The organism is Nocardioides sp., from assembly GCF_964228225.1.
Classification (GTDB): Bacteria; Actinomycetota; Actinomycetes; order Propionibacteriales; family Nocardioidaceae; genus Nocardioides.
Genome location: NZ_CAXQZB010000020.1, coordinates 17,351 through 34,196, shown reverse-complemented (window position 1 = coordinate 34,196; position 16,846 = coordinate 17,351). Strand labels below are relative to the sequence as shown.

Here is a 16,846-nt window from a genome sequence, read left to right as displayed (position 1 = left end):
GGGGGCGTCGCGCATCCGGGCCGTGTCCCGTGCTGCGTCCCGGGGGTCCGCGCGCCGCGGTGAGGGGGTACCCCCACGGGTTCCGCGGATTCGGCTGCCGGCCGCTCGGTCGCGCGCTACCGTCAGGTCGGGGGGACCCGTCATCGGGTCGGAGGGGAAGGAACAACCATGGTGCGCGCGCGCTCGATCGCCGCGGACGTCCCGGAGAAGGACGGCGTCCCGCGAGCCGTGTCGGTGCTGCTCGTCCTGCTCCTGGCCGGACTGCTGCTGGCGGTCACCGTGCAGGTCCAGGACCGGCGCGACGACGCTCCCGCTCCCATGCGCGCCTCCGCCACCGAGGCCGACCAGGCCATCCGGGCGGCCCGCGAGGTCACCCTCGCCTACTTCACGCTGCGGCACGCGCGCGCTGCGGGCGACGTCGCGCGGCTGCGGCAACTCAGCAGCCCGACCTTCCGTGCCTCCTACGACGACCGCGTGAACGGTCTGGTCCGCCGGGTGCGCACCCTCGACCTCGACCTCACCGCCCGGGTGCCCACCGGCGGCGTCGGCCTGGAGTACCTCACCGCGCGCTCGGCCCAGGTCCTGGTGGCCGTCGACGTCACCACCACCTCCGCCGCCGGCGCGCGCACCGCGCCCTACCGCATGCGGGTCGTGCTGCAGCGGCTCGAGGACGGCTGGTACCTCGACGACCTCGCCGAGGTGGCCTGATGAGCACCCGCGTCGACGACGGCATCGAGTCGCTGCACCAGCCCAACGTCGTCACCCGGCTGCGGAGCCGGCCGCAGGGCTGGGAGCCGCCGTACGTCGTGCTGCTGGGCCTGTTGGTGATCCTGCTCTCGGCGCTGTGCCTGTGGCTCGGTGTGTCCCGGGAGCAGCCGCCCGGCACGCTCACCGTCACCAGCGGTGACACCGCGCGCGAGGCCGCCGTCACCCTGCCGGGCGACTCCGGTGAGGCGGTCGCTGCCGCGGCCGCGGTGCTGCCCTCGGTGCTCGCCGTCGACTACCGCGACCTCGACGGCGGGGTGCGGCGCGCCCAGGCGACGATGACCCCCGGCTACGCCCGCACCTACGCCACCCTGGTGGAGCAGCGGATCCGGCCCGCGGCCCTGGTGCGGCGGCAGGTCACCACCGCGAGCGTGCGCGGCGCGGGGCTCGCCCGGGTCCTCACCTCCGAGCGCATCGAGGTGCTCGCCTTCGTCGACCTCACCGAGGTCGCCCCCTCCGCCGACGCGGGGGAGGTGCGTCCCAGCCGGGTGCTGGTCACCATGGCGCGCCGCAACGGCGTGTGGAAGCTCGACGACCTGATCCTCCTCTGAGGGCGGGTCGCCGCCGGGCGCCCGGGTCAATTAGCACCGGTGAAACACCGGTGTCCACGACCCGCAACAGGTGGAGGTGAGGCTCGAGCCATGCTCTGGAGACTGCGCGCCACCCTGCCCGACCGGCCCGGGGCGCTCGCGGTGCTGGCGCAGGAGTGCGGCCGGGCCGGGGTGAACATCGTCGCCCTGCAGGTCTTCCCCGGCGCCGGCAGCGTCACCGACGAGCTCGTGCTCGAGGCCCCCGAGGGCTGGCGGGCCGAGGAGCTCGCCGCCCTGGTCGAGCGTGCCGGCGGGGAGTCCGCCCACGCCCGACCCTGCGGGGAGCAGGCGCGCGAGGACCAGCCCACGCGCTACGTCGCGGCCGCCCGCGCGGTCCTGGCGGCCCCCACCTCCTTCCCCGAGATCGTGGCCACCCTCTTCGACGCCGACGTCGTGCCCACCGCCGCCCACCAGGACGTGATGGAGCTCGTCGTCGGCGAGGTCGAGGTGCAGATCCGGCGCGAAGCACCGTTCACCGCGATCGAGCGGGCCCGCGGCGAGGCGATGGCGGCGCTGGTCAGCGACGTCCTGGGGCGGGAGCGCCCGGCCTTCGCCCCGAGCGGGGACCGGCGCCTCGGCACCGGCGCCACCCCGGCCTACGTCACCGACGGGCCGGTGATCACCGCGCTGGCCGACGGCGTCGCCATCGGGCGCGCGGTCCTCGGTGAGCCCGAGGCCGCCGACCCCGCCACCCGGCCGGTCGAGCTGGCGGTCGAGGTCAGCTGGCAGCGCCGGGGTGTCGGCACGCGGCTGCTCGGGGAGGCCGTGCGCGCCGCACGGGCGGCCGGTGCCCACGAGATCGTGCTGGCCACCAGCAGCGACAACCGTGCCGTGATGCCGATGGTGATGGCGGCCGGGCTGCGCGGTCGGATCCGGATGGCCGGCGACCGGCTCACCGTGCGCATCGCCGTCGTGGAGGCCCGCCGACGCTGAGCCGGCCCGCGGCGGCCGCGCGCCGCAGATCACGTCCACCAGGTGCTCGCGCCGGCGAGGCGCACCCTAGACTGAGGCGGTGGAGGTTCCCGACAAGTTCGCCGCCCTCGGTCTCACCTACGACGACGTGCTCCTCCTGCCGGGGTACTCCGATCTCGCGCCCAGCGACATCGACACCACCACCCGGCTCACCCGGGAGCTCTCGATCCGCGTGCCGCTGGTGAGTGCGGCCATGGACACCGTCACCGAGTCGCGCATGGCCATCGCCATGGCGCGCCAGGGCGGGTTGGGCGTGCTGCACCGCAACCTCTCGATCGCCGACCAGGCCTACCAGGTCGACCTGGTCAAGCGCACCCAGACCGGCATCATCACCAACCCGGTGACCATCACCCCGGACCGCACCCTGGAGGACCTGGACCGCATCTGCGGCGAGTACCGGGTCTCCGGCCTGCCCGTGGTCGACGCCGACGACCGGCTGCTCGGCATCATCACCAACCGCGACCTGCGCTTCACCCCCGTCGCGGAGTGGGCCACCACCAAGGTCGAGGAGGTGATGACGCCCATGCCGCTCATCACCGGCCCGGTCGGCATCTCGCGGGAGGAGGCGACCGTGCTGCTGCGCAAGCACAAGCGCGAGCGGCTCCCGCTGGTCGACGACCAGGGCCGCTTGGGCGGGCTGATCACCGTCAAGGACTTCGTGAAGTCCGAGCAGTTCCCGCTCGCCTCCCACGACGCCCAGGGCCGCCTCATGGTCGGTGCCGCCATCGGCTACTTCGGCGACGCCTGGGAGCGTGCCACCACCCTGATCGAGGCCGGCGTCGACGTGCTCGTCGCCGACACCGCCCACGGCAACGTCGCGATGCTGCTCGACATGGTGCGCCGGCTCAAGACCGATCCCGCCACCCGCCACGTGCAGGTGATCGGCGGCAACGTGGCCACCCGTGAGGGCGCCCAGTCCTTCGTCGACGCCGGCGCCGACGCCGTGAAGGTCGGCGTCGGACCCGGCTCGATCTGCACCACCCGCGTGGTCACCGGCGTCGGTGTGCCGCAGGTGACGGCCGTCTACGAGGCCTCCCTGGCGTGCAAGCCGGCCGGGGTGCCGGTGATCGCCGACGGCGGCATGAAGCACTCCGGTGAGATCGCCAAGGCCCTGGTGGCCGGTGCCGACGCGGTGATGGTCGGCTCGCTGCTGGCCGGCTGCGAGGAGTCGCCCGGCGAGCTGGTGTTCGTCAACGGCAAGCAGTTCAAGGCCTACCGCGGCATGGGCTCGCTGGGGGCGATGTCGAGCCGGGGCCGCAAGTCCTACTCCAAGGACCGCTACTTCCAGGCCGAGGTCGCCAGCGACGACAAGATCGTGCCCGAGGGCATCGAGGGCCAGGTGGCCTACCGCGGCCCGCTGGCCGCGGTGGCCCACCAGCTCATCGGCGGCCTGAACCAGTCGATGTTCTACGTCGGGGCCCGCACCATCCCGGAGCTGCAGGACAAGGGCCGGTTCATCCGCATCACCGCCGCCTCGCTCAAGGAGAGCCACCCCCACGGGGTGCAGATGACCGTCGAGGCGCCGAACTACAGCGGCTCCTGAGAGGGCCGGTAGACCAGGACGAGTGCCTCGCCGGCGCCGGGTCCGGTCAGCGTGATGCGGTAGGTCTCCCCGCTCAGCATCGTCCCGACGGTGCCGAGACTGCCGCTGAAGGCGGACCCTGTCTGCGTCAGCCCCAGGGTGTCGCTGGGTGAGGTCAGCGTGATCGTCACGTCGCGTCCGCCGTTGGCCGGGCCGCGAGGTTCGACACCGCGCAGCGGCAGGTTCGCGAGCCGGACGAGCCGGTCGTCGCCGGTCACGGCGGGGGTGGCGAGGTCGGGGTCGGTCCGCACGTCGTTCGCGGTCAGGATCCGGTCCAGCACCCATCGGCGTCCACCGTCGAGGATCTCGCGTGCCATCGGGCCCATGGTCGTCTCGACCTCGGGTCCGGGTCGGTAGAGGGCGAGGCCCAGGGTCACGTCGGGCGCACCCGGGCTGGCGGAGACGGTCACCGGCGGGCCGTTGCGGGTGCGGGAGACGACGATGCCGACGGTGGTGCCCGCGGGCAGCGTGTCGACCCGGGCCGAGTCCCGGGCGGCGTCCAGGTCGCCCTCGGGGCCACAGGTGCTCCACACGCGCGGCTCCCCGTCGATCTCCTCACGCACCCAGAGCCCGTCGAGCGCGGTCGCGCACGTGCTCATCGTCCACACCGGCCCGGCGGTCGCGGTGGTCAGGCTCAGCGCCGCGGGTCGGCCGGGCCGGGCGAACACGGCGCGTTCCAGCACGCGGCCGTCGCTCGTCTGGCGGAAGGTCGTGCCACCGGGCCCGACCAGACCCGGTCCCAGGTCGGTGGTGGGAACGTAGGTGGCGACACCCACGCGGACGTCGGTGTCCTGCGACGAGGTGACGTCCACGCGGTCACCGTTCGTCTCCGCGGCCGGCGTGAGGCCGTCCGAGTGGGCGCGGGCGAGGAGGTCGCCACCGGTGCTCAGCGTCACGTAGCCTTCGTCGAGGCCGGCCACCACGAGCGCCCGCAGCGCCGGCCGGGCGTCGGCGCCACGCGCGCGCACGGTCTGCTCCCGGCCGAGGCCGACGTCGGTGAGCGAGGCGAGGTCGTAGCGCATGCCCTCGATCCGGATCGACTCGGGCACGTCGATCCCGAACAGTGACGCCGCGGGCGCAGGGTCCGGGCGGGCGTCGCCGGTGCTGAGCCACCAGCCTCCTCCTCCGCCGATGGCCAGGGCGAGGACGGAGCCCACGGCCGTCGCGCGCCGGCGACGCGCCCTGCGGATCCGTCGGTGCACGCTGTGGAGTCGGGCAGCCGTGCCGACCTCGTCGTGCAGGTCGTGGCGGTGCTCGTGCAGGGTGCGGCGCAGGTCGTCGAGGTCGTGGCTCATGTCATGGTCTCCGGGTGGTGGTCGTGTGCCGCAGCGAGCGAGGGGTCGATGCGCAGGGCGGCGAGGGCCTTGGAGGTCTGGCTCTTCACGGTCCCCGTGGAGACCCCGAGGACCGCTGCGGTCTCCTGCACGGTGAGGTCCTCGACGAAGCGGAGGACCAGGGTGGCGCGCTGACGGCGGGGGAGTCGGCCCAGCGCGGTCCAGAGATCGTGGCGGTGCGCGACAGCCTGGTCCGCGGCGGGCGCGGTCAGGCTCTGCTCGGGGAGGTCGCCCTGCGGCATCTCCCCGTTCCACCGGCGCCGCCACCAGCTGGTGTACGTCGTCACGAGCGTGCGGCGCACGTAGGGCTCGGGGTCGCCGTCGATGCGCGACCAGGCCGACCAGCACTTGGCGAGTGAGGTCTGCAGCAGGTCCTCCGCCCGGCCGTGGTCGCGGGTGAGGAGGTAGGCGGTGCGGAGCAGGGCGCTGGAGCGGGCGGCGACGAACTCGTCGAAGGCGATCCCGGAGCCGGTTCCGGCGCCCCTCGCGGCGCCGCGGGAGCCGGTACGGGGCGCGGGACGGGTGGGCAGCGCGGGGTCGGGCTCCCCGAGAACTGGGCGGCCCGGTGGGCCGGCGTCCCCGATCATGGCGGTCATACTCCCTCCTACGCGCTGGAGGGTCGTGGAGGTTGCCCGCGTCTCGCGGGTTGTCGGGACTGTCGGTGTTCCTCGATAGAGTCCTCCGGTGAGCGAGATCCAGATCGGCCAGGCCAAGCGGGCCCGCCGCGCGTACTCCTTCGACGACATCGCGATCGTGCCCTCCCGGCGCACCCGCGACCCCGAGGAGGTCAGCACGGTCTGGCAGATCGACGCCTACCGCTTCGACATCCCCGTGCTCGCCGCACCGATGGACTCGGTGATGTCGCCGGAGACCGCGATCACCCTGGGCCGGTTCGGCGGGCTGGGCGTGCTCAACCTCGAGGGCCTGTGGACCCGGTACGAGGACCCCACCGGCCTGCTCGAGGAGGTCGCCGGCCTGGAGGGCGCCGAGGCCACCCGCCGGATGCAGCAGATCTACACCGAGCCGGTCAAGGCCGAGCTGATCACCGAGCGCGTGCGCCAGATCCGCGACGCCGGCGTCACCGTCGCCGGCTCGCTGTCGCCGCAGCGCACCCAGGAGTTCGCCAAGACCGTCGTCGACGCCGGGGTCGACATGTTCGTGATCCGCGGCACCACCGTCAGCGCCGAGCACGTGTCGGGCCAGGCCGAGCCGCTGAACCTCAAGGAGTTCATCTACGAGCTCGACGTCCCCGTCATCGTCGGCGGCTGCGCCACCCACCAGGCCGCGCTGCACCTGATGCGCACCGGCGCGGCGGGCGTGCTCGTCGGCTTCGGCGGGGGAGCCGCCCACACCACCCGCACCGTGCTCGGCGTCGCGGTGCCCATGGCAAGCGCCGTGGCCGACGTCGCCGCAGCCCGGCGCGACTACCTCGACGAGTCCGGCGGCCGCTACGTGCACGTCATCGCCGACGGCTCGATCGGCACCTCCGGCGACCTCGCCAAGGCGATCGCCTGCGGCGCCGACGCCGTGATGGTGGGCTCGCCCTTCGCCCGCGCCACCGACGCCCCCGGCCTGGGCTTCCACTGGGGCGCCGAGGCCCACCACGGCGACCTCCCGCGCGGCCAGCGGGTGCAGTTCGAGCAGGTCGGCACCCTCGAGCAGATCCTGTTCGGCCCCTCGCACGTGGCCGACGGCACGATGAACCTCATCGGCGCGCTGCGGCGCTCCATGGCCACCACCGGCTACACCGAGCTCAAGGAGTTCCAGCGCGTGGAGGTCGTCACCGGGTGCTGAACGCCGGGGGCCCCCGGGCCGACCGGCCCGGCTGGGGGCTCGCCCAGGTCTGTCTCGCCGGCGTGCTGTGGGGCACCGGGGGGCTCGCCGTCGAGGTCGTGCGCGACCACGCGCCGCTGAGCCCGCTCACGATCAGCGCGTGGCGGGTGGGGATCGCCGCGCTCGTGCTCGCCGCGGCGGCCCTGCTCCTGCGCCGCGGCCCGGCGGTGCGCGACCTCATGCGGACCCGGCCCGCCCTGGTCGTCACCGTCGGCGGCCTCACCGCGCTCTACCAGGCGCTGTACTTCGCCGGCGTGGTCGCGGTGGGGGTGAGCGTGTCCACCGTGGTGAGCCTCGGGGTCGCGCCCGTGCTGCTGGCGGTCCGCGACGCCGTCGTGGCCCGTCGGGTGCCCACGCCGGCGGCCGTCGTGCCGGTCGTCGCAGCCCTCACCGGGCTGGTGCTCGTGAGCGTGGCCGGCGGTGGTGCCAGCACCGGCAGCCACCCCGTCCTCGGGGTCGTGGCCTCCCTCGGCTCCGGCACCGCCTACGCCCTCGCCACGGTGCTCGGGGAGCGCGCCGCCCAGGACGCCGACCCGCTGGTGCTCACCTGCGCCACCACCACGGTCGGGGCGGCCGGGATGGTGCCGGTCGCGCTGCTGGTCGCCCTCGTCGCCGGCGATCCGGTGGCCACCGGCGACCCCGCAGCCCTGCTCACCCTGCTCTACCTCGGCGCGGCCACCTTCGCCCTGGCCTACGCCCTGCTCTACGCCGGACTGCGCACCACCAGCAGCAGCGCCGCCGTGCTCGCGAGCCTCCTCGAGCCGGTGACGGCGGCGCTGGCCGCCGCCGTCGTGCTCGACGAGCGGCTCGGCGTGCTCGGGGTGCTCGGGGTCGTGGCGGTGCTGGGGGCGGTGGCGAGTCTCGCCCGGCGTCCGTCCGCGCAGACCGCTACCGCAGCCGCAGACCCGGTGCCGCCCCCAGCGCCGTGACGTCGGCGCGCACCGCCTGTGCCCCGGCCGAGGAGGGCGGCAGGCGTCGCACCCGGATCGGGGTGCCGGCGCCGCCGACGTTCCAGCCCACCGCGCTGTACTCCGCCCCGGTGACCTCGAACCCGCCGCCGCTCCCGGCGGGCTGCTCGGTGAAGGTGAAGCGCACGACCACGCCGCGGTAGGCGTCGCTGCGCCACGTCTCGTGCTGGGCCACGAGGTTGCCCATCCCGTAGGCCACCCAGGTGCCGTTCACCCGCGTGATCGGCTGCACCACGTGCGCGTGCTCGCCGAGCACGAGGTCGACGTCGGGCGAGCGGGTCAGCCGCGCGACCAGCGCCTGCTGGGTGGCGGTGGGGGTGCTCACGTACTCGGCGTCGCCGTGGAGGTGCACCACCACGATGTCCGCCCCGGCCGCCCGCGCCCGACGGGCCTGGGCCAGCAGGTTCTCCGCGTCCCACAGCGACACCGACCACGCCCGGCCCTCGGGGAGCGGCAGACCGTTGGTGCCGTAGGTGCCGGCCACGATCCCGACGCGCACGCCGTCGTCGGTGGTGAGGAGCACCGGACGCCGCCGCGCGGCCGCGGTCGGGAAGGTGCCGACGGGGGCGATGCCCTGCGCCCGCAGCATCCGGTGGGTGCGCACCAGGCCCTCGAACCCGTCGTCGAGGGAGTGGTTGGAGGCCGTGGTGCAGGCGTCGAAGCCCATCGAGGCCAGCCAGGGCGCGACCGCCGGTGGCGCGGCGAAGAGGGGGTAGCTGCGCGGCGCGGCCCCCGGGGCGGCGAACGGCACCTCCTCGTGGCACAGCGCCAGGTCGGCGTCGGCGAACCAGGACCGCACGCCGGCGAACATCGGGTCGAAGTCGTAGCCGTCGGTGCCACGGCCCGTGCGGGCGGCGTCGGTCTGCGCGGCCTGCCACACGGTGTTGTGCCACAGCAGGTCCCCGCCCATCGTGAGCGTCAGCGTGCGCGGAGGGTCCGGTGTGCGCGGCGGCGCGGCACTCGGGGCGGCTGCGGGCACCGGATCGGCCACCGCGGTCGGCGCCGGCACGCCGCCCCGCCCACCCGCGCCCCCCACAGCGATCACCACCGGCAGCACCGCCCCCACCGCGGCGAGGCAGGCGACGGTGAGGAGCAGGCGGGGTCGGGGCATGCAGGGGAGACGCGCCGCACGGCCCCGTGGTTGTCACGGACCGCGGGCGGGGCTCGCGCGAGGCGCCGAGCGGGCGGAGTGGTCAGCCCAGCCGGGAGCGTCCGGCGTCGAGCGCGCCCTGGACGCCGTCCCAGATGCCGCGCACCAGCTCGGCCACCGGCACGACGTCGTCGATGCGCGCGGCCACCTGCCCGGTGTTGGCGACGCTGGCCTCCATGTCGCCGCCGAAGTAGAGCTCGTGGATGCCGTCGAGCAGGCGGCCCTCCCGCTCCCCGGCCAGCACCTGGGCGCCGAAGTTGTTGCGCAGCACCCGCATCGTGGGGTTGCCCGGCACCGAGAGCAGCACGGTGGCGTCGTCGCCGGCCGCGGTGATGGCCTGCTTGAACGCCGGGTGCACCCCGGCCTCCTCGGTGGCCAGCATCCGGGTGCCGAGCTGCGCGCCCTCCGCGCCGAGCACGAAGGCCGCGGCCACCGAGGCGGCGTCGCACAGGCCGCCGGCCGCGACGACGGGCAGATCCACGGCGCCGCACACCAGCGGCAGCAGCACGAGGGTGGAGGCGCCGCCCGCGCTCTTGAAGCCGCCGCCCTCCACGCCCTCCACGACCAGCCCGTCGACCCCGGCGTCGGCCGCCTTCTGCGCGGCCCGCAGCGATCCGACCACGTGCAGCACGGTGATGCCGGCGTCGTGGAGGCGGTCGGTGAACAGGGCGGGGTCGCCGGCGGAGGTGGTGACCACCGGCACCCGGGCCTCGGCGAGCACGTCGACGATCGAGGGGTCCTTCTTCCAGCCCTGGATCATCAGGTTGGCGCCGAACGGCTTGGCGGTGAGCTCGCGCATCCGCAGCAGGTCGGCGCGGCCCTCGGGGGAGAGCGTCTCCACGATCCCGAGCCCCCCGGCCTCCGAGACCGCCGCGGCCAGCGGCGCGCGGGCGATGAAGGTCATCGGGGCCTGGATGATCGGGATCTCGACGTCGAGCAGCTGCTGCAGGCGGGTCACGCCGCCACCCTACGAGCCGACCACGTCGACCCGTGCCGACCCGCGCTGCCCCGCACCCGGAGGCGACCCCTAGGCTCACCGCAACCGGAGCGGCAGGAGGCGGTGCGGATGGACGAGCGGGAACCCGACGCCGTCACCGACGGCGCCTTCTTCCACGTCCCGGCGGCGCTGCCGCGCGGCCGCCACGGCCTGAGCCGCGAGGAGGTGCTGGCGGCGCAGCGCGAGCGGGCGATGATCGCGGTCACCGAGCTGCTGGCCGCGCACGGCGTCGACGGCATCGGCGTGCGGGACGTCGCCAAGCGGGCCGGGCTCTCCCTCAGCGCCTTCTACGCGATCTTCGCCGACAAGCAGGAGTGCGTGTTCGCCGCCTACGACCGCTTCATCGGCGTGCTGCTCACCCGGCTGGTGGAGGTGCGGGCCGAGGGGCGCTCGTGGGAGGAGTACGTGCACGACGTCGTCGCGGCCTACTTCGACACCCTGGCCGCCGATCTCGTGGTGGCCCGGGCCTTCCAGGTGGCGATGGACGCCCTGGGTGCGCCGGCGCGGGCCCGCCGGCGGGAGTCGCTCACCGCGATGGCCGACCTGCTGCAGGCCAAGCACCGCGACTGGGACGCCGACGCCGCGGCGGCGCTGCCCGCCTCGGCCTACCTGGCCGGGGTCTACGGCGTGCGGCAGCTGGCCTCCGACACCCTCGACGATCCCGCCGGGCGGCCGTTGGCCGAGATCGCCGCGGAGGCCACGGCGTGGGTGGCACTGCTCTACGGCGCGGCTGGCCAATCAAAGTAACGACTGTTACTTTACGGGTGATCGTCGTCACCCAGGAGGTCTCGTGACCCGCTCCCCGCTCCGCCCCGCCGTCGCCCGCGGGCGCCGCACCCTGCTCGCCTGCGCCACCGGCGGCGTCGTCGCGCTGGCCGGCCTGCTCGGCGTCCCCGGCGACGCCGCGCCCGCGGACCGCCCCGCGCCCGACCGGGTCGCCTCCGCCCGCGCGGCCGCGCCCCTGGCGAGTCGCGGCCAGATGATGCGCACCGTGCGCGACCTGGTCGACATGGCCCCGCGCGCCACCGGCACGCCCGGCGGGAAGCGGGCGGCGGCCTACGTCGCCCGCCGGCTGCGCGAGGCCGGGATGGACGAGGTCTGGATCGAGCGGACGACGTCGTACTCCTGGAAGGCCTCGGGCGACAGCCTGCGCGTGGCGGGACAGGAGATCGACCAGCACCCCATCGGCTTCTCCTTCATCAAGGGCCCGACGGGCACCGGCGTGCGCACGCTGGGCCGCGCCGGCCTCGACGCCCCGGTGGTCGACCTCGGCGGCGACCCGCTGCGCGCCCTGCGCGAGATCGACGTGCGCGGCAAGATCGTGATGGTCGACCTGAAGTTCCTCACCCCGCTGGCCGCGCTCTCGCCGCTCATCGAGTTCATCCACGACCCGCAGGGCGAGATCCTCGACGCCCAGACCCTGCTGACGCCCAACCCCTACATCACGAGCCTGCCGTACACCATCGATGCGCTGCAGGCCGCCGGTGCCGCCGGGATGATCGGCGTGCTCGCCGACTACTTCGAGTCCAACAAGTACTTCAACGAGTACTACCGCCGTTCGCCCATGACCATCCCCGGCATGTGGGTCACGAAGAAGGAGGCCGTCCGGCTGCGCCGGCTCCTGCGCCGCGACCCCACCGCCACGATGCGGCTCACGACGACCCGCCGCGCCGTCGTGGCCCGCCAGCCCATCGGCATCCTGCGGGGGAGCAGCCGCCAGACGGTGATGGTGCAGTCCCACCACGACTCCCTCGGCCCGGGCGCGGTGGAGGACGCCACCGGTGTGGCGCAGGTGCTCGCGCTGGCCGAGCACTACGGCGCGCAGGTCGCGCGTGGCGCACGCCCCACCAAGACCCTGATGTTCACCACGATGGACAGCCACTTCACCGGCTACCAGTCGCACATGCACTTCGTGGACGAGTACGTCGAGAACCCGCGCTCGCCTTACCGGATCGCGGCCAACGTCACGATCGAGCACATCGCGAAGAAGGGCCGCATCGGTCCCGACGGGCAGCTGCAGCTGCTGGACGAGGTCGAGCCGCGCGGGTTCTTCGAGAACCTGGCGCCGGCCGGGAAGGCGATGATGATCGACACGATCCTGCGCCACGACCTGCGGGCCACGACCATGCTCAACGGCACCCTGATGCAGGCCGCGGGCGGCATCCCCACCGACGCCTCCTTCACCCTCGCCGCCGGCGTGCCGACCATCAGCCTCATCGCGGGGCCGATCTACCTCTACGACGAGCTCGACGACCTCGACGCCGTCGCGCAGGGGGAGATGGTCCCGATCCTGCGTGCCCACCGCGACTTCATCGACTGGCTCGACCGCACCCCCGCCGGCCGCATCGGTCTCCCCACCCCCGGCGCCCTGCTCGACGTCGCCCCCTGACCGGCCCACCTGACCCCGCCCCGCCGGCGGCCCCGGACGGGGTGCGGCGTTCGACATCCGGGTGACATCCGGCCCTGTCAGGATGGAGTCATGAGCGACGGAGCCCTCAGCCCGCAGGCCCGCGACGACGCCCTGGCCGCGATGACCGGCCTGGCCGGCGAGGCCGAGCTCGACGTGCTCGTGGTGGGGGGCGGCGTGGTGGGCACCGGCGTCGCGCTCGACGCCGTCACCCGCGGGTTGAGCACCGGCCTGCTCGAGCAGCGCGACCTCGCCTCCGGCACCTCCTCGCGCTCCTCCAAGCTGATCCACGGCGGCCTGCGCTACCTCGAGATGCTCGACTTCGGTCTGGTGCGCGAGGCGCTGCAGGAGCGCGGGCTGCTGCTCACCCGGCTGGCCCCGCACCTGGTGCGGCCCGTGCCGTTCCTCTACCCCCTCACCCGGCGGTTCTGGGAGCGGCCCTACGTCGGCGCCGGCCTGGCGCTCTACGACGGCATGGCGATGGCCTCGCGCTACGACATGGGCGTGCCGCGCCACCGCCACCTCTCGCGGCGCTCGGTGGCCCGGATCGCCCCCGACTTCAAGTCCGACAAGCTCGCTGGCGCCATCCAGTACTACGACTGCCAGGTCGACGACGCCCGCCTGGTGATCGCCACCGCCCGCACCGCCGCCCGTCACGGCGCCCACGTGGCGACCCGGGTGAAGGTCACCGGGTTCCTGCGCGAGGGCGAGCGCGTCGTCGGCGTCACCGCGCGCGACCTCGAGCGCGGCGTCGACCTGCAGGTGCGGGCGCGGGTGGTCATCAACGCCGCGGGCGTCTGGACCGACGAGATCCAGGCGATGGTCGGGGGTCGCGGCGCGCTGCACGTGCAGGCCTCCAAGGGCGTGCACCTGGTGGTGCCGCGCGACCGCATCCGTTCCGAGGCCGGGTTCATCGTGCGCACCGCCACCTCGGTGCTCTTCGTGATCCCGTGGGGCCGGCACTGGATCATCGGCACCACCGACACCCCCTGGGACCTCGACAAGGCCCACCCGGCGGCCTCGCGCGCCGACATCGACTACGTCCTGGCCCAGGTGAACCAGATCCTGCGCGAGCCGCTGGACCACGAGGACGTCGAGGGTGTCTACGCCGGCCTGCGCCCGCTGCTGTCGGGGGAGTCGGAGCCGACGTCGCGGATCTCGCGCGAGCACACCGTCGTCACCCCGGTCTCGGGGCTGGTGATGATCGCGGGCGGCAAGTACACGACCTACCGCGTGATGGCCCAGGACGCCGTCGACGCCGCCGCCCACTCCCTGCGCACCCTCGGCGGGGTCGCGGTGCGCGACTCCATCACCGACCGGGTGCCGCTGCTGGGCGCCGACGGCTTCGAGACCCGCTCCAACCAGCGGGTCCTGCTCGCCCGCCGCTCGGGTCTGCACGTCGCGCGCATCGACCACCTGCTCGGCCGCTACGGCGGCCAGATCGACGACATCCTCGACCTCATCGCGCGCCGCCGCGTGCTGGCCCTCCCGGTGCCCGGCGCGGAGGACTACCTCGCCGCCGAGATCGTCTACGGCGTCACCCACGAGGGCGCCCGCCACCTCGACGACATGCTCGTGCGCCGCACCCGCATCTCGATCGAGACCTTCGACCGCGGCGTCGGCGCGGCTCCCGAGGTGGCCCGGCTGATGGCGGCCGAGCTCGGCTGGGACGACGCGCGGGTGGCCGACGAGGTCGACCACTACCGCCGTCGGGTCGAGGCCGAGCGTCAGTCGCAGCTCAAGCTCACCGACCAGGAGGCCGACGAGGCCCGGGTCGCCGTCCCCGACATCGTGGAGGCCTGAGCCCCCGGTGCGGGGGAGCGACGGTTTGCTCGGCCGGCCGAGCAAACTGTCGCGAAGCGGCGGGCGGCACGGCGTGTCGTGACGGTTTGCTCGGCCCAGTTGCCCTTGCCTGGCGGGCCGAGTCGCTCAGCCGACGTCGACGGCGGCCCGCTCCAGGATCGCGGCGAGGTCGAGGCCCGGGGGCAGGGTGCCGAGCGCCCCGCCCCAGTCGCGGCCCAGCCGGCTGGCGCAGAACGCGTCGGCGACGGCGGCGGGGGCGTGGCGCACGAGGAGTGAGCCCTGCAGCACCAGGGCCAGCTGCTCCACGATCCGGCGGGCGCGCAGCTCCAGCTCGGCGGAGTCGGAGAGCTCCTTCTTGACCATCGCGACGGCGTCGTCGAGGCGGTGGTCGGCGCCGGCCGCGAGCTCGACCTCGGTGAAGAACGCCTCCACCGACGCCGGCTCCCGGCCCATCGCGCGCAGCGCGTCGAGGGCGGCGACGTTGCCCGATCCCTCCCAGATGGAGAGCAGCGGCAGCTCCCGGTAGACCTTCGCCAGCCCGTGCTCCTCGGTGTAGCCGTTGCCGCCGAGGCACTCCATCGCCTCCGCGGCGTGGGCCGGACCCCGCTTGCACACCCAGTACTTGCTCACCGCGAGCGCGAGCCGTCGGAACGACGCCTCCGCCTCGTCGCCGTGCACGGCACGGTCGGTGGCGCCGGCCAGCCGCATCGCGACGGTGGTGGCGGCCTCGGACTCCACGACGAGGTCGGCCAGCACCTGCCGCATCAGCGGCTGGTCGTGCAGCGTGCGGCCGAACGCGCTGCGGTGGCGGGCGTGGTGCACGGCGGTGATCGTGCCCAGCCGCATGCCCGACGCGGTGCCCAGGGTGCAGTCGAGCCGGGTCATGTTCACCATCTCCACGATGGTGCGTACCCCGCGACCCTCCTCGCCCACGAGCCAGGCGTGCGCGCCGGCGTACTCGATCTCGCTGGAGGCGTTGGACTTGTTGCCCAGCTTGTCCTTGAGCCGCATCACGACCATCGGGTTGAGGCTGCCGTCGGGCAGCACCCGCGGCACGAGGAAGCACGACAGGCCGCCGGGCGCCTGGGCCAGCGCCAGGAACAGGTCGCTCATCGGGGCGGAGGTGAACCACTTGTGCCCGGTGAGCCGGTAGCTGCCGTCGGGCTGCGGCTCGGCCCGGGTGGAGTTGGCCCGGACGTCGGAGCCGCCCTGCTTCTCGGTCATCGACATGCCGGCGATCAGGCCGGCCTTGCCCCGCGGCGGCGCGAGCACGGGGTCGTAGGCGCGCGAGGTGAGCCCGGGCTCGTAGGCGGCGGCCAGCTCGGGGGCCGCGCGCAGCGCGGGCACCACGGCGTAGGTCATCGAGATCGGGCAGCCGTGGCCGGCATCGACGTTCCAGGCCAGGAACTTCGCGGCCCGCGCCACGTGCGCCCCGGGCCGGTCGTCGGCCCACGGCGCGCCGTGCAGGCCCGCGCCGACCGCGGTCTCCATCAGCCGGTGGTAGGCCGGGTCGTACTCGACGGCGTCGATGCGGTGGCCGTAGCGGTCGTGGGTGTGCAGCCGCGGCGGGTGCTGCTCGGCGCGGCGTCCCCACTCATGCGCCTCGGCGCTCCCGGCCAGCCGACCCAGCTCGTGCAGCTCCGGCAGCGCCCAGGACGCGCCCTCGCGCTCGACGGCGGCGAGCAGGGCCGGGTCCTGCGCGGTGTCGTGGCCCACCAGGGGCGGCACCTGGTTCACGACGTCGTGCGTCGCGGCGGGTCGGGTGGCGTGCGGGAACGCGGTCATCGAGGGCCTCCCAGGGCGCGGGTGACGAGATCGGTGAGGGCCGGCACGACGGTGCCGGCCGGGTCGGGGGACAACGGGCGCGGTGCGTCCGGGTGCGTGGCGAGCACGAGCGCCTCGGCGAGGGCGCCGACCAGGGCCGCGGCGGTGACGTCGGGGTCCTGCGGCGGCAGCTCGCCCGTGGCGATCCCGGCGGTCACGACGTCGGCCACGATCGCGCGGTACGCCGCGCGGTAGCGCAACCGCTCCCGCTCGACGGCGGGGTCCACCGGCTCGGCGATGAGGGCGTAGGCCAGCCGGGGGGAGCGCAGCGCCCGCTGACCGAAGGCGGTGGTGAGGGCGGCGACGCGCGCGGTGGCGGTGCCGGGGGCCGCGGCCGCCGCGGTGACGGCGTCGACCTCGCGCTGGGTGGCGGCGCGGAAGACCTCCACCAGCAGGGTCGTCTTGTCGGGCACGTGGCGGTAGACGGTGCCGGTGGCGACGCCGGCGCGGGCGGCGACGGCGGCGACGGTGCAGCCGGCCCAGCCCTGCTCGGCCACGAGCGCGTGGGCGGCCGCGAGCACCCGCGCCCGGGCGCCGTCGAGGCGCTGCTGGACGGCAGCGGTGCGTCGGTAGGCCACCCAAGAACTGAACCACGATTCACTTCATGCGGCAAGGGGTGAT

At 74.6% G+C, this 16,846-nt stretch carries 15 protein-coding genes; 9 read left to right on the top strand and 6 right to left on the bottom strand.

The features are described 5' to 3' along the window. The first annotated feature begins 168 nt into the window (after positions 1 to 168). The 4 genes from ACERUJ_RS05165 to guaB all read left to right on the top strand — a co-directional run bounded on the left by ACERUJ_RS05165 (position 169) and on the right by guaB (position 3,870). Positions 169 to 708 (top strand): hypothetical protein, encoded by a 540-nt coding sequence (locus ACERUJ_RS05165; RefSeq protein ID WP_370247389.1) that lies wholly within the window; start codon positions 169 to 171, stop codon positions 706 to 708. Beyond that, positions 708 to 1,316: a hypothetical protein gene (locus ACERUJ_RS05160; protein WP_370247388.1), complete on the top strand. Its 609-nt coding sequence runs from the start codon at positions 708 to 710 to the stop codon at positions 1,314 to 1,316. Before ACERUJ_RS05165 ends, ACERUJ_RS05160 begins: the two co-directional genes overlap by 1 nt. 90 nt (positions 1,317 to 1,406) lie before the next feature. Further along, positions 1,407 to 2,288 (top strand): GNAT family N-acetyltransferase, encoded by an 882-nt coding sequence (locus ACERUJ_RS05155; RefSeq protein ID WP_370247387.1) that lies wholly within the window; start codon positions 1,407 to 1,409, stop codon positions 2,286 to 2,288. A gap of 79 nt (positions 2,289 to 2,367) precedes the next feature. After that, positions 2,368 to 3,870, top strand: a complete 1,503-nt coding sequence (gene guaB / locus ACERUJ_RS05150) for an IMP dehydrogenase (protein ID WP_370247386.1) — start codon at positions 2,368 to 2,370, stop codon at positions 3,868 to 3,870. On the opposite strand, the gene ACERUJ_RS05145 is transcribed toward guaB, so the two are convergent. Together ACERUJ_RS05145 and ACERUJ_RS05140 are read right to left on the bottom strand one after the other, a co-directional pair. Continuing rightward, the gene (locus tag ACERUJ_RS05145; RefSeq protein WP_370247385.1) at positions 3,855 to 5,204 is read right to left on the bottom strand and encodes a hypothetical protein; all 1,350 of its coding nucleotides are present in this window, start codon (positions 5,202 to 5,204) and stop codon (positions 3,855 to 3,857) included. The two genes, guaB and ACERUJ_RS05145, sit on opposite strands and share 16 nt — an antisense overlap. Beyond that, complete coding sequence (locus tag ACERUJ_RS05140) at positions 5,201 to 5,839, bottom strand: SigE family RNA polymerase sigma factor (RefSeq protein WP_370247384.1); 639 nt, start codon at positions 5,837 to 5,839, stop codon at positions 5,201 to 5,203. The genes ACERUJ_RS05145 and ACERUJ_RS05140 overlap by 4 nt, the downstream gene beginning before the upstream one ends. 88 nt (positions 5,840 to 5,927) lie before the next feature. Between ACERUJ_RS05140 and ACERUJ_RS05135 the strand changes: the two genes are divergently transcribed. Together ACERUJ_RS05135 and ACERUJ_RS05130 are read left to right on the top strand one after the other, a co-directional pair. Further along, entirely contained in the window at positions 5,928 to 7,037 is a 1,110-nt protein-coding gene (locus ACERUJ_RS05135; protein ID WP_370247383.1) for a GuaB3 family IMP dehydrogenase-related protein, read from the top strand. Continuing rightward, positions 7,031 to 8,005: a DMT family transporter gene (locus ACERUJ_RS05130; RefSeq protein WP_370247381.1), complete on the top strand. Its 975-nt coding sequence runs from the start codon at positions 7,031 to 7,033 to the stop codon at positions 8,003 to 8,005. The genes ACERUJ_RS05135 and ACERUJ_RS05130 overlap by 7 nt, the downstream gene beginning before the upstream one ends. Here ACERUJ_RS05130 and ACERUJ_RS05125 read toward each other — a convergent pair. Further along, positions 7,965 to 9,155: a CapA family protein gene (locus ACERUJ_RS05125; RefSeq protein WP_370247380.1), complete on the bottom strand. Its 1,191-nt coding sequence runs from the start codon at positions 9,153 to 9,155 to the stop codon at positions 7,965 to 7,967. The genes ACERUJ_RS05130 and ACERUJ_RS05125 overlap by 41 nt on opposite strands. Positions 9,156 to 9,237: 82 nt before the next feature. Continuing rightward, positions 9,238 to 10,152, bottom strand: a complete 915-nt coding sequence (locus ACERUJ_RS05120) for an NAD(P)H-dependent flavin oxidoreductase (protein WP_370247379.1) — start codon at positions 10,150 to 10,152, stop codon at positions 9,238 to 9,240. Positions 10,153 to 10,260: 108 nt separating this feature from the next. Between ACERUJ_RS05120 and ACERUJ_RS05115 the strand changes: the two genes are divergently transcribed. From ACERUJ_RS05115 to ACERUJ_RS05105, 3 genes are all read left to right on the top strand, one after another. Next, complete coding sequence (locus tag ACERUJ_RS05115) at positions 10,261 to 10,938, top strand: TetR/AcrR family transcriptional regulator (RefSeq protein ID WP_370247378.1); 678 nt, start codon at positions 10,261 to 10,263, stop codon at positions 10,936 to 10,938. Positions 10,939 to 10,981: 43 nt separating this feature from the next. Continuing rightward, the gene (locus ACERUJ_RS05110) at positions 10,982 to 12,580 is read left to right on the top strand and encodes a M28 family peptidase (RefSeq protein ID WP_370247377.1); all 1,599 of its coding nucleotides are present in this window, start codon (positions 10,982 to 10,984) and stop codon (positions 12,578 to 12,580) included. A 90-nt stretch (positions 12,581 to 12,670) separates the two neighbouring features. Then, on the top strand, positions 12,671 to 14,401 hold the full coding sequence (locus ACERUJ_RS05105; protein WP_370247376.1) for a glycerol-3-phosphate dehydrogenase/oxidase: 1,731 nt from the start codon (positions 12,671 to 12,673) through the stop codon (positions 14,399 to 14,401). 126 nt (positions 14,402 to 14,527) lie between these two features. Here ACERUJ_RS05105 and ACERUJ_RS05100 read toward each other — a convergent pair whose 3' ends face one another. Then, positions 14,528 to 16,186 (bottom strand): acyl-CoA dehydrogenase family protein, encoded by a 1,659-nt coding sequence (locus ACERUJ_RS05100; RefSeq protein ID WP_370247374.1) that lies wholly within the window; start codon positions 16,184 to 16,186, stop codon positions 14,528 to 14,530. Further along, a complete protein-coding gene (locus ACERUJ_RS05095; RefSeq protein WP_370247373.1) occupies positions 16,183 to 16,803 on the bottom strand; it encodes a TetR/AcrR family transcriptional regulator in 621 nt (206 codons plus the stop codon). Before ACERUJ_RS05095 ends, ACERUJ_RS05100 begins: the two co-directional genes overlap by 4 nt. Between the last annotated feature and the right edge of the window lie 43 nt (positions 16,804 to 16,846).